Origin of the sequence: Anaerocolumna sp. (assembly GCF_032079385.1) — a bacterium.
Lineage (GTDB): Bacteria > Bacillota > Clostridia > Lachnospirales > Lachnospiraceae > Anaerocolumna.
On record NZ_DAMAUC010000005.1, the window covers coordinates 168,557 to 183,140 of the forward strand.

Annotated in this window: 6 protein-coding genes; 2 read left to right on the forward strand and 4 right to left on the reverse strand. The window is 34.1% G+C overall.

Annotated elements, in window-relative coordinates; genetic code table 11:
• Window positions 1–69: 69 nt before the first annotated feature.
• From RT261_RS06415 to RT261_RS06425, 3 genes are all read right to left on the reverse strand, one after another.
• Complete coding sequence (locus RT261_RS06415) at window positions 70–8,589, reverse strand: InlB B-repeat-containing protein (RefSeq protein ID WP_313130830.1); 8,520 nt, start codon at window positions 8,587–8,589, stop codon at window positions 70–72.
• 21 nt (window positions 8,590–8,610) lie between these two features.
• Window positions 8,611–9,093: a hypothetical protein gene (locus RT261_RS06420; RefSeq protein WP_313130832.1), complete on the reverse strand. Its 483-nt coding sequence runs from the start codon at window positions 9,091–9,093 to the stop codon at window positions 8,611–8,613.
• A 93-nt stretch (window positions 9,094–9,186) separates the two neighbouring features.
• Window positions 9,187–9,750 (reverse strand): hypothetical protein, encoded by a 564-nt coding sequence (locus tag RT261_RS06425; protein WP_313130835.1) that lies wholly within the window; start codon window positions 9,748–9,750, stop codon window positions 9,187–9,189.
• An 848-nt stretch (window positions 9,751–10,598) separates the two neighbouring features.
• Between RT261_RS06425 and RT261_RS06430 the strand changes: the two genes are divergently transcribed.
• Window positions 10,599–11,753, forward strand: coding sequence for a trans-sulfuration enzyme family protein (locus RT261_RS06430; protein WP_313130837.1), 1,155 nt, complete (start codon window positions 10,599–10,601; stop codon window positions 11,751–11,753).
• Window positions 11,743–12,918, forward strand: coding sequence for a MalY/PatB family protein (locus tag RT261_RS06435; protein WP_313130840.1), 1,176 nt, complete (start codon window positions 11,743–11,745; stop codon window positions 12,916–12,918). The genes RT261_RS06430 and RT261_RS06435 overlap by 11 nt, the downstream gene beginning before the upstream one ends.
• 246 nt (window positions 12,919–13,164) lie before the next feature.
• On the opposite strand, the gene RT261_RS06440 is transcribed toward RT261_RS06435, so the two are convergent.
• Entirely contained in the window at window positions 13,165–14,577 is a 1,413-nt protein-coding gene (locus RT261_RS06440; RefSeq protein ID WP_313130843.1) for a leucyl aminopeptidase family protein, read from the reverse strand.
• Between the last annotated feature and the right edge of the window lie 7 nt (window positions 14,578–14,584).

Consider the following 14,584-nt stretch of genomic DNA (forward strand, 5'->3'; position numbering starts at 1 on the left):
CACAGTCATATTAAAATTTCTCCTATTGAATAGATAATAAGTATTATAAAGTTATAGCAAAATGCGTATTTATTTCCAACGTGCATACACTTTCTGGGAAGATTTTATTTTTACAAGCATGCTGGATGTTATATGAACTCCATCTGTTTGTTCCGTATACCAGCCCACGAAAGTGCTACCTGGTTTGCTTGGAGTTGGAAGTGTTCCATATGTTGATTCATATGTAACCGTTTTGCTTGTAGGTGTTACATTTCCACCATTAGGGTCAAATTCTATTATGTAAGTATCCGGTATCCAATGAGCATATAAAGCTTGCGAATCCATAATATTTACTATAGAACTTTCTGTAATTTTAGTACCACCCGTAACAGCAGTATACCAACCATCAAATGTATAATGCGTTAATGAAGGTATAGGTAATTCACCATAGTTACCATTATATGTGACTATTTTAGTCGCATTTTCGAGTTTACCACCATTTGCACGAAAAACAATAGTCGGTGTCTTAACTTTAAAACGGGCATATAAAGTATGTGGCTTATTAATTATTGTTTTGTCAGTTTCCGTAATTATATCACCTGCTAAGAGGTCAGTATACCATCCTATAAAATTATATCCCGAAAGAGAAGGCACTGGTAATTCACCATAAACCTGATTGCTAATGACACTTTTTTCAAATTGATTATAACCATTAACATTAAAGGTAATTCTATGATTATTCTCTTTCCAACGTGCATACAAAATTGTATCCGATGGTTTATTCATAATATTATTACTGCTAATTCTATTTCCACCACATAATGAATCATACCAACCTATAAAATAATAACCTTCACATGTTGGATTTGGTAGTATATTATAAGTACCCTCATAGGCTACATCTATACTTGTTTGTGTTAAACTACCCCCATTAGGTTCAAGAGTAACTTTGTAAGTATTGGGTTCCCACTTCGCATACAATGTATGTGTATAATAACTTGTCACTTTAGTATCAGAAAGTATTTCTTGGTTACTATAATACCATCCTTTAAAGGCATAGTATTCACGAGTTGGTGTAGGAAGATATCCATAAGTACCATCGTACTCAACTTTAATTTTTGCTGATAAAGGTTCTCCACCATTTTCATTCAACACAACCTCTAAAATTATTTTTCTCCAATGCGCGTATAGTCTTTGTTGTCCAGTAATAAATACATCCTTTTCTTGAGTTATTTCTTGTCCACCAATTAACTCTGTATACCATCCTTCAAATATGTAACCAGTTCTGGTTGGCGTTGGTAAAGGTCCATATGTTTCACTATATGTAACTAGTTTTGAGGTAGTTACTACATTGTTTTTACCCACATACATATACCCGCCATTTCCATCAAGAGTGATATAAAAAACACTCTTGATCCAATGTGCATATAAAGTTTGATTATTTAAAATATTTACAACAGTACCTGAATTAATTGCAGTTCCATTATTTTTCTCTGTAAACCATCCAGCAAAATTATATCCGGTCCGGGTTGGAGTTGGCAAAGTTCCATAAGGATTACCGTAAATTACATCTATTATTTCATTAATATTAGACCCACCATTAGAATCAAAAGATACCTTATTACTTATTCCTGTCCATTGTGCAAATAAATTTGAGTTGCTCCCAACTTCCACCATATTATCTTCAGTTATCTTTTCACCACCATAAGAAGATGTATACCATCCGTTAAAGATATATCCTTCCCGTATTGGCTCCGGTAACTCACCGTAATGTTCGCCATAGGTTTTAATACTTGACATTGAATGAACTTTTAATCCATTTTCATAAATACGTCCTCCATTTGCATAGAATGTAATAAGCGGCTTCATTGGTGTCCAATGTGCATAGAGCGCGTGATTGCTCTTCTTCCGTATAATGCTGCTGGAAATAATTTCATTTCCACCAGAAGGTTCTGTAAACCAGCCTGCAAAATTATGTCCTATACGAGTAGGTACTGGATGGGGACCATATTCTCCACCATAATAAGCACTCTTTATTGTATTAACTGGATTTCCCCCATTAGAATTATAAGTTATTTCATATCTCATACTATTCCATTGTGCAGTCAATTTATGGTTCTTTGTTCTATTCATCACCGAATTCAAGGTTATTGCTTTTCCATCTTCGGTAAGCCATCCACCAAAAGAATAGCCTTCTTTTGTAGGAGTAGGTAATTCCCCGTAATGTGATCCATAAAGAACCTCTTTCGTTGAAGGATAAACATTTCCTCCATTTCCGTCAAAAGATACTGTATACTTATTCTGTTTCCAATGTGCATATAAGCTACATGCTTGACTCACAGAATAAACTCTTGACACATTGGTATCAGGGGATGTATACCATCCTTCAAAAGAATACCCCTCTCTTGTAGGTATTGGAAAATTACTATAATCTTGCCCAATATATACGGTAGTGGTATTACTAGAAGATAAATTCCCGCCATTTACATAATAAGTAATGCGATAGACTTCCTGAGTCCAATGCGCATATAGTGTATAAGAGGATATCGTATCAACAACGCTCCATAAAGTAATTAAAGTTCCACCGCTTCTTTCCGTATACCATCCATCAAAACTATATCCCGGTCTCGTAGGCGTAATTAATACTCCATAATGATTTTTCCCATTCATTACTACATCGCTGGTAGTTGTGATACTCCCTCCATTGGCATCAAAAAACACATTATAACTGTATCCTTCCCATTGAGCATATAATGTAAAATCAGTTGAAGCTTTCACCAAATCCTCTGCTACTACTTGAACATTCCCAGTAGGTGAAGTATACCACCCCTTAAACCGATAACCAACTCTTGTTAACGTCGGTAAGTATCCATAGCTTTCCTCAAATAATACAACTTTAGTACTAATTGATTCTGAATTATAATTAGGATTTAAAGATACAATTACTTTTCTAGGAGTCCAATGTGCATATAATGTATGTTCAATAGTATAATCTACTTTCGCAGTTTCATCAATTTTGATCCCCCCAGAAGAAGCTGTAAACCAGCCAGCAAAATCATAACCTGTTCTAGCTGGTACTGGTAAGGAGCCATAGGCGCCTCCATAATATACCACTTTTCTACTATAAGTTGGATTGCCCATATTATTATCTAAATTAACTATAGAACTTATACCCTGCCAATGTGCATATAAAGTCTGATTTCCTTGTAATTTTACAGTTGAGCTTGATTTAATTACCTCACCGCCATCCGGCTTCGTATACCAACCGCTAAAAGTATAATTAGCCTTCTCTGGAACAGGCAAATTCCCATAATAATTGTTATAAGTAACTTGTATTGAATTGTTTATTAGGTTTCCACCAGATGTATCAAAATCAACTGTATAAGAGTTTGCACTCCAATTTGCATACAGAGAATGTGACGAAGTTTCTGTTACTATAGTGTCCGATGTGATTATAACGCCTGCCATGCCTTGAAAATGCCATCCCAAGAAGGAATAACCTTCTCTAGTTGGTATCGGTAAATTACCATATCTTTCACCATAGATCAAAGATATTATGGATGATGTTACCTTCTCCCCATTTACAATCATATTACCTCCATTTACATTAAACGTAACAGAAGGTTTCATAACATCCCATCTAGCATATAATGTTTGGTCTTTTTTTAACCTGACTGTATTATAATATGTCACCATTTCTTCCCCATTTGGAGAAGTAAACCAGCCGATAAACGTATAGCCTGTTCTATACGGTGTCGGTAATGATCCATAATTATTACCATAGTTCACCTTGACAGAAGATACTGTTGATCCGCCATTGGAGTCAAAATCTATAGTGAATTGATTACCCTTCCAGCGTGCATAAAGGACTTGATCCAGCGTTATATATACATTACTAGATGGTTTTATTAAACTTCCACTCGCATCGTACCATCCCTCAAAAGTATAATTATCAAATATTGGGGTCGGCAGTTCTCCATAAGTAGTTCCATAGGTGACTGTAATATTATTTACATCTATTTCTCCTCCATTTCCTTTAAAATGGATTATGTATTGGTTTGGTTTCCAATGAGCATATATGGTATCGCTTGAAGCTACATTATGAATAGTTGACGGGGTTACTTGTACACCATCTCCATTAGCAGATGTAAACCAGCCCATAAAGGTATAACCATATCTATTCGGAGTAGGCAAAGATCCATATTTTTCTCCGTATAAAATCGATTTATAACTTTTGTTAGTACTTCCATCATTGTTATCTAATACAATGCTATATCTAGATGGCGTCCAATGGGCGTATAAAGTATGATCATCAATAAAATTAACTCTCGTGGTACTTTCTATTTTAGTTCCATCACTATCAGAGAGATACCATCCCTCAAAAATGTAACCATCCTTATTTGGTGCTGGGAGTAAACCATAAATACCACCATAGGTAACATCCCTAGATGCTGTTGATACAGTACCACCATTTGGATTAAATATAACTTGTGATGGATTGCCTGACCACCTGGCATATAACATTGTTGATGTTGTTGTATTAACTATACTTTCAGAAGAAATAAGCGATCCACCTGAAGGTGATGTGTACCATCCCTTAAAATAATGATCTTTTCGTTCTGGTAGCGGTAATTCTCCGTATGGATCTCCATAATTTACTTTCTTTAAATCTTCATTTATAGAACCTCCATTCCCATTAAAATAAATATTATATTGAATTGGTTTCCAATGAGCATATATTTTATGGCTTGTTTTAAGCTTAACTTCTGTATTTTCAGTGATTTCTTCTCCCGCTTCCTCATTCGTATACCAGCCTATAAATGTATATCCATTTTTGTAAGGAGAAGGCAATGTTCCATAACTATCACCATAAGTTACTTGTTTAGAAGTTGTTGAAATACTTCCTCCGCATGGTACTAAACTTACTGCAAAAGTTTTTGATGACCACTGTGCATATAATGAGTGATTTGATATGGCACTAACCAATGTATCCTCATCAATCTTTGTCCCTCCGTTTGAAGAAGTATACCAACCTAAAAAGAAGAAATTTTCTCTGGTCGGTAAAGGTAGTTTACCATATGGATCACCATGAACAACAATCTTATTTGCTTGGTCAACTATTCCTCCATTAGGATTAAAACCTACCTGAATATCAATTCCCTTCCAATGTGCGAATAGTGTTCTGGGGTCATCTTCTTTTGCAATTGTATCAGCAGTAACTTTTGAGCCTTCCACCAAATCGGTAAACCATCCAAGGAACGTGTAACCTTTTCTTGTCGGGGTAGGTAATTTATTATATTTCTGGTCATAATAGATAAAATAAGTATTATTACTTAATGTTCCTCCATTTGCATCTAATTTTAAATTAAATCCTACTGATGGTTTTACTATAATGTAAAAACTTGCTGTAACTTCGTTCTCACCTTTGATGGCTTTCAGATTTATTTCATAAACTCCCGGTAATTCCGGTGTAAAACTCCATAATCTTTCTTTAATTTCTCCAAGATTAGATTCCAATTGAAATTCTGTTCCACCAAATATTTCATCTATATTTAATACAACCGTCTCGCCTTCTTGAATGGTGACTTCATCAGGTTGTTTGATTAAATAGATTCCTCCATCTTCACCGATTATAGTGATTCCTATTTCTTTGTAATCAAGCATCTGCCATCTGCTTACTGCATAAATGATAAACTGATAGTTTCCACTGCCTTCTTCGGGTTCCATATCTAGAACAAAATGATCTCCCTCAGGTATAAAATCATATTGTTTATCATTAAAGATAGCAAATACTTTATAATCGTTTACATTGCTATCCGTTAATTTTACCTCAATGGTGGATTTCTTGTTAATTAACGCCTCTTCTTTTCCATTAAATAAAACCCTTTCGATGACAGGTTGATGCTGTTCTGTTAAACATTCTTCCTCCGGCCGTGAATACAAAGTCAATTCTTTTACTGCCCTCGCGCCAGTCTCTGTTTCAGCAACAATCAATATTGAGTTATTACCTAAGTTTAAATTCATATAATCGGTAGCAAAATAAATATTATTATCTCCGGTTCCATATATGGGAATTTCAGTTCCATTTAAATAAACCTGAACTCTGGAAGAATTAATAGCTGTCCCTTCAATGATTGCATTTCCTGGATATGTATAATACTCGTAATCATCTTCCAGCAAAATATCCGGTACTGTTGAATCTACAATTATTGAGCCTTCTTTTTTCCAACCATTATTTCCTTGTTCGTCAGCAACAAAGAGTTCTACTTTATAATGATCATCTGCCAAATCATTAAATGTATATGTAAAATTTCCTTCTACATCAATAGTATCCTGTATTATATCTTGTATTTCAATTCCAGTATTTTCGCCGATTAGCTTTATACATACAGCACTTCCTGTTACTGCTGATATAGCACTTCCTGTTACTACAGATATGGCACTTCCTGTTACTACCGGTATAGTACTTATTGATCCTATAGATGCTCTTAATTCTACTGATGAACCATCCTGAATTTTTAACAATTCATCTTCATTTAGTATTATAGGAGCAGATGGTTTTGTATATATGCCAATAGCATAGTCTGCAGTGGTTCCCCTGTTTCTTATTGTAAATGTCCATGTACCGGGAACAGGATTAAAAAGCATCATTCCACTACTTCCAAGATTTAATACGGCTCGGGTTTTAGACTCATCTTCTGTAAGATATTGTTCAGGCTCTTTTGAATTTGAATATTCATTCCCTTGTGGGTCTATAAGTGTTATTTTAAAATCTCCTAAGGTATCATCCGTAAAAACAGCATAATCTTCTCCACCGGATATTGTAATTTCACCGGATGGGGATACTAGCCCACTACCTAGGTTGCCATATTTATAATCTTTATACAGGAGTGAATAGGTATCAGCTAGCTTTTCAATGTTGTCTAAAACATTTACTTGTGAAGATTCAAATTCATTTAAATTATTTAGTCTATGAAAGTTGTTATATGAAAGGGTAGATACCACAGGACTCTCTTCCTGAAATATTAAGTCAACATACTTTATTTCATAAGGTTTTCGATACGCCATATTAACAAAACTTTTGTTAACATCATCGCTATCCAAGGACGCCCTATAAAAATCATTTGCAGGAAATGCCTTAGATACAGAACTAGCTTTATCTGTACAGTTTTTTGCATAATCAAAAACTTTAATTGCTAGTTTGTTTGTGCCATTCTTTAACATGTTGATAGGTATGGAATAATTAAAAGTATCGGCAGGCATTAAATATGTACCAGCAGACTTACCATTTATATAAAATTCTATTTTTGAAACCTTAACGTTATCGAAAAGATCCATTCTTATACTATTGTTTGTACTATTAACAATAAAAAACCCATTTTCTGCATCATCTTTTAGTTTAATTTGGGGATCCTCATCATCAAATTGCATTCCATTTTTATTGTAAATTGTCCAAAAATTAAGAGCTTGAATACTGTTTTTGGTTACATAGCTTTCCACATATTTATCATAAAAGTCCATTATAGAGCAGTCATATATAAAAGCAGTATTGAATGGGTCCGTAATATGAAAATCCATAAAACCAGCATTCATGACTACATCTATAGTGCTATGTAATACATCTTTGGGATCATCTTCTACTTTGTCCCAATATTCAGTATTATTTAAAGAATTATCAATAATATCCCACATGGTAGCTGAAACATATAATTCATTTTTATAATAGTCTTTAAATACACCGGTTGGACTTTCAATATTATTATGAATTGTTTGACAAGTAATATTTCCATCAACGTAATCTGGAGAATTAAGAACCATTTGCCCAAAAAAAGTAGATAATCCTTCTGAGTATGCTAATTGTTTTTCTACTTCATTTTTACTGCTGTGGTTTCCCCCCATAAATGTTCCTGTTTTACGTAATGTTCCATATACCCAATGTCCATATTCATGGCATATAACACTTTCATCACATTCATCCTTATCTTGACCAGCCAAATACATACCAATCCTTGGGTTAACATTGGAAGAAGTACCTATTCCATACGTCCAATACACTTTTATTTTACCAATGTCTTCTCCTATTACATCCTTAACAAAATTTCTTGCATTATTAATAACACGAGCTATATTTATTGCCCCTTTAGCAGTATCATTACCAGTAATATTTATATTCATATTTACTGTAGATTTTTTCATATCAATTGGTATCTTCTTGCTTATAAATTTATAACTTTTACTACTCTTAAAAAATTTATCTTTGGTAACAAGACATGCATCATTTTCCGATCTAATTTCTGTCCATATATTTTTAATGCTGTCCGTTATCTCAATCATAGTATTAAATGACCCGTTAGCATCTGTTTGTAATTCCACTTGAGATTTCTTACCATCCGCATTCTCATAAACAAGAGTAAATGGATAATTATTTAGTTTTTTAAAAGTTTTTTTAGCATTTTTACTACCATTTTCATCAATGTAATAGTTAATATTACCATTTATAGTTATCTTTTTTGTATTTGGTGCTGCATTTACCATAATATCAGGTAAAATATTACTGATAATTATAAAAACAATTAATATAAATGAAAAATATCTCTTCTTTTGTTTCATACCCATCCTCATTTCTACTTTTTATTTGTAGTAACCTTTGCGAAACCAATCTGAACTCCTTATAGATATAATGAACGCCCTAAGAGTTTCCATAACTTTATCTCCCTTTTTTATTCTATCTGTTGCAAGGGATATATGAATTTTCCCTTTATAATACTCATAATCATCTGTTTTTCGTCTATAGCCATTTTTTTTCATAATGCTATCTACAAATGTCATATTATTACCAACACAAATTCCGAATAAGGAAAACTCAGGGTCATCTATACTTAGATAAGTTAACTTATAGGAATTAGATAAATCCGGATAACCATTAAACATAATGTAATCTTCTCGTGAATCTACATACTTAACTTCATTATATCCTAGTTCTTTTTCCCAACCTTCTTCATCGAACTCTTCTATTGGTGAAATAAATTTGTAGGGTAAGTTACTGTTGTTATTTAATTCCCGTATTTCCCTTGGTGTAATAAGATAGGGTGATACTATCTTGAAAAGTAGCATTAGAAATAAAATTATACCTATATTAATTTTTGTTCTTGTTCTAATTTTTCTTTTTTTTATTATATTCATCTTGTTAATACCTTCTTCTAATTTTTATTTGTAGTAGCCTTTGTGAAACCAATCTGAACTCCTTATAGATATAACAAATCCCGTAAGAGTTTCCTCAACTCTTTTTTCCTCTCCAAGCCACATGTCCATTCTATCTACACCAAAGGATATATCAATTTTTCCTTTATAATAACTGTAAGAACGCTGTGATTTGTCTCTTTTATAACCCTTTTCTTTCATAATGCTATCTACAAGTGTCATATTATCACCAACACGAATTCCGAATAAGGAAAACTCAGGGTTATCTGTACTTAGATAAGTTAATTTATAGGAATTAGATAAGTCCGGAAAACCCTCAAATATTATGTAATCTCCTTGTAAATCTACATACATAACTCCATACTCTATTGCTTCTATTTTCCAACCATCATCATCAAACTCTTCTAATGGCGAAATAAGTTTGTAGGGAAAGTTAATATTTTTATTTAACTCTTTTATTTCCCTTGGTGTTATAAGATAGGGCGATACTATCTTGAATAATAGAAATAAAATTACACCTATTATAACTTTTGTTCTTGTTCTAATTTTTCCTTTTTTTATTTTATTCATCTTGTTACCATGCCCCTTCCAAAGTCCGCGACTTGTGCCTAGCACAAATCTTCGGTTGTTTATTCAATAGTTGTAAGAACGTCCATCCCCTATTCTTAAAGCCTGTTCTTTTTCCAAAATCTTTGCTTAACTTAATATTTCTAATTTTAATAATTTCCCTTTACTTTAAAATTACAATGTATTTTTTTTCATAAAGTTATTTTTATGTATTTTTATTATGACATAAAAATTGTATTTATGCAGAAAGATGTTGAAATTAGTATATGTTATTGTAGAAAATAAATTTGTAGGTAAAGTTACTGTTGTTATTTAATTTTTGTATTTCTCTTGGTGAATAAGATAAGACTATCTTGCTAAACAGAAATAAAATTACACTTATATAATTTAGTTCTTGTTCTAATTTTCTTTTTTATTTTATTTACTTGTTTGCCATGCCCCTTCCAAAATCCAGCAACTTTGTGTGCAACACAAATCCCGGTTACTTATTGTAACATATCCTCCCTTGCCTCAATAGTGGTATGAAAGGTTATCTCCTTTCATAAAATTTCTTCAATATTTTACTTAATTTAATACTTCTAATTTGAATATATTTCCTTTATTTTATTATATTTTTTATTAAATAATAGTTATTTATTACTATATATTACTTTCTATTTGTCATTAAATTCCGTATTATATCAATAATATTTAACTTATATATTCTCGTTTTATTTTAATATATACGAATTTTATTGATTGACAGAATTCTTATATTTTGCTATACTCATAACAATTTTATTATAATTTATAGTATACCTATATGAATAACTCTAAATTATTGTTTTTAACAAAAGGAGGACACAAAATTAATGGACATAACAACCCTCTGTATACATGGTGCTAAGAATAATACTCATAATACCGGCGCTGTCAGCGTTCCGATCTATCAATCTGCAACCTTTGCTCATTTAGGTGTGGGAAAAAGTACAGGTTATGATTATTCCCGTGTACAAAATCCAACAAGAGAATACTTAGAGCACACCATTGCTGCATTGGAGAATGGTATTGATGCCATGGCATTTCCGACGGGCATGGCAGCCGTTACCGCACTTATGGAATTATTTTCGATTGGTGATCACATTATTATTTCTGATGATTTATATGGTGGAACCCTTCGCCTTTTTGAAAGCATTAGTAAAAAGAATGGTTTAAAGTTCACTGCAATAGATACCTCTGACATAGAAGAAGTAGAAAAACATATAACCTCCGAAACGAAAGCAATTTATATAGAAACGCCAACCAATCCAACTATGGTAGTAACGGATATTGCCGCTGTGGCTGCTTTAGCAAAATCAAATAACCTTATCTTAATGGTAGATAATACCTTCCTGACTCCTTATTACCAGCAGCCCCTTAATTTAGGTGCGGATATTGTACTCCATAGCGGTACTAAGTATTTATGTGGTCATAACGATACTTTAGCTGGATTCTTAGTAACGAATAGTAAAGAACTTTCTGAAAAACTTCGATATATCTATAAGACAACCGGTTCCTGCCTGTCTCCATTTGATAGTTGGTTATTAATCAGAGGAATTAAAACTTTAGCCATACGTATGGATAAACAACAGGAAAATGCAATGAAGATTGCCGGCTGGCTTACCACACAAGAAAAGGTGAAAAGAGTTTATTATATTGGTCTTCCGACCCATAAAGATTATGAAGTATCTAAAAAGCAGGGAAAAGGATTTGGCTCTATGATTTCTTTTGAGGTGGATACCGAAGAAACTGCCAGAAATTTATTAGAACGCCTGAACCTTATTTTATTTGCAGAAAGCTTGGGCGGTGTGGAATCTTTAATTACCTATCCCATGTATCAGACCCATGCTGATATTCCTTTAGAAGATCGCTTGGCAAGAGGTATTAATGAAAAATTATTAAGATTATCTGTCGGACTGGAAAATGCTGATGACTTAATTTCAGATTTAGCTCAGGCATTATCAAAGGAGGAAAGTTATGCAATTTGATTTTAACAAACCCATTAACCGTAAGAATACCAACTCAATAAAATATGACTTTGCAGTAGAATTTGGAAAACCTGCTGATGTTTTACCTCTCTGGGTGGCTGATATGGATTTTCCGACAGTACCGGAAGTTACAGAAGCTCTGGTCAAGGCAGGTAACCACGGTATCTTCGGTTATACAGAAGTAAAAGAGGATTATTTTAATACTTTAAAAAAATGGTTTTCCTCACACTACCATTGGAATATTGAAAGAAAATGGCTTGTAAAGACTCCAGGTGTTGTATTTGCTATTGCTATGGCAATTCGTGCATTTACCAAAGAGGGGGATGCTGTGTTAATTCAAAGACCGGTTTATTATCCCTTTTCCGAATCCATTACCTCCAATAACCGTATATTAATCAATAGCCCACTGGTTTATGAAAATGGCTCTTATTACATAGATTATGATGATTTTGAAAAGAAAATTATAGACCATAAAGTAAAACTGTTTATTCTGTGTAATCCTCATAACCCTGTAGGACGGGTGTGGAAAAAGGAAGAATTAATAAAGCTGGGAGACATCTGTGTAAAACATAATATTCTTGTGGTGTCTGATGAAATACATGCTGATTTTATTTATCCCGGTCATGTTCATACCGTCTTTGCAAGCATAAAGCCGGAATTTTTAGATAGAACCATTACTTGTACTGCTCCAAGTAAAACTTTTAATTTGGCAGGACTTCAGGCCTCCAATATCTTTGTAGGAAATCCTGTGTTAAAAGTTGCATTTAAAGGTGAAGTCAAAAAAACCGGATACAGTCAGTTAAACAACATGGGACTCATAGCTTGTCAGGCAGCTTATGAATACGGTGAAGAATGGCTTTCCGGGTTAAAGCAGTATCTGTTAGAGAATTTAAATTATGCAAAAGAATATCTTAAAAATAATATTCCACAATTAGAACTTGTGGAACCGGAAGGTACTTATCTGTTATGGGTTGATTTTAATTCCTTACGGCTTTCTGAGGAAGAACTGGAAGACTTAATTGTACAGAAAGCTCATCTTTGGTTAGATGCCGGTACCATGTTTGGTCCTGAAGGAAGGGGATTCCAAAGAATTAATATTGCCTGCCAACGTGAGACTTTAGCGAAAGCCTTAGAACAATTAAAAGAAGCCATTCACAGTTTATAATTTGATTTCTACGGAAATGTCTGCTCCTGGATTTAGAAGCCCGAAGCACAGTAATTTTCAAGGTTCTGAATGGGCCTAATTTAACCTCATCAGGGAAGTCCCGCTTCTGTAAGCGAGTGGACTTCCCTGTTTCAGTAGGAGTTCAAGTTACTGTTGAAATGCCACGTAGTGGCAATGTGGTTATGAGCAAGCCGCGTAAACGGATATTCCACTTGCCAATGGCAAGTGGAAATATCCGTTTTGATGCTAATGGTTTACATGCAGCCATTCATATAGGGTTTCAACTGGAGCTCCTGTAGCAAATTTCTCCTGATACTCATAATAAGTTTTATCCAGCCATGCTGTTCCTGCAATATCAAGATGTATCCATGGGGTATTTTCGGCAAAATGTCGTATAAATAATCCGGCAGTAATGGTTCCGCAGACATCTTCACCCAAATTTTTTATATCCGCCATGGGTGTCTCTAACATTTTTTCGTGTTCTTTATCAAAAGGCAGTCTCCAGAATTTCTCGCCACTTACCTGAGAAGCCTGAACAAATTCATTCCACAATGTTTCATTGTCACATAAAACACCGGTATAAGTAAAGCCCAGTGCTCCAACTACCGAACCCGTCAAGGTTGCAATATCCAGGACTCTTGTAGCCTTTTCCTCTTTTACTGCAACTGTCATACCATCTGCTAAGATCAGTCTGCCTTCTGCATCGGTATTCTTGATTTCAATGGTGGTGCCTGAATAGGAAGTAATTACATCCCCAGGCAGGTATGAACTATCTGAAATCCGGTTTTCACAGATTGGAACAACACAGGTAACATTGACTTTTGCTTCGGTCATAGCTAATGCATAAATGGTGCCCACTACTGCCGCTGCTCCTCCCATATCCCCTTTGATACCAACTAAAGATTTACTTGATTTCAAGCAATATCCTCCCGTATCAGAAGTAATACCTTTACCAACCAGTCCTGTGATTTCTTCCGTATCCGGATCACCTTTATATCGTAAAATCAATAAGTATGGCGGGAATTTGCTGGAACTCCCTACTGCCATAAAAGCGCCCATTTTATTTAACTCTTCACCAGAGCGTACTTCTACTTCCACCGAAGTTTCTTTAAGAAATTCACAGATACTATCCGCAAAATTCTCTGGACGCAGCATATTTCCTGGCATATTGACCATATCTCTTGCAAATAGAACGGATTTTCCAAGACAAAGTCCCTCTTTTATCTGTCTCTTTATACTTTCCGATGCTATACCCTGAATTTTTGAAAATTGAACATGGTATTCTTTATTATCATTTTTTGACTTATAACTTTTAATGCCCTGGCTTGCTAACTGTAAACCAATCACATAAAGTTTTAATGCTTCTGAATTTCCTCCCTGTAAGATGGTACTGATATCAGCCTGAAAATCATGGATTTTTCTTTTTCCGAACTCCCGGCAGGCTTTTGCTGCCAGTTCTTTGATAATGTTCGCATCTTTCAGATTTTCTTCTCCCGTTCCGATATAGAGGATTCCTGTTTTATCATCTCTCCAAAGGAACTGCTCTTCCAGATATTCTCCCTGATAAAATTCAAAGCCGGAACTACATTCCTTTTTTACATTTTCTTTTGTAACATAGCGAACTATGTATTTCATATTCTGTTCTGATACAATCTGCAAGACACCT

Coding starts and splice junctions, on each gene's coding strand:
- RT261_RS06415 (WP_313130830.1), bottom strand. CDS start 8,589: ATGAAACAAAAGAAGAGATATTTTTCATTTATATTAATTGTTTTTATA.
- RT261_RS06420 (WP_313130832.1), bottom strand. CDS start 9,093: ATGCTACTTTTCAAGATAGTATCACCCTATCTTATTACACCAAGGGAA.
- RT261_RS06425 (WP_313130835.1), bottom strand. CDS start 9,750: ATGAATAAAATAAAAAAAGGAAAAATTAGAACAAGAACAAAAGTTATA.
- RT261_RS06430 (WP_313130837.1), top strand. CDS start 10,599: ATGGACATAACAACCCTCTGTATACATGGTGCTAAGAATAATACTCAT.
- RT261_RS06435 (WP_313130840.1), top strand. CDS start 11,743: ATGCAATTTGATTTTAACAAACCCATTAACCGTAAGAATACCAACTCA.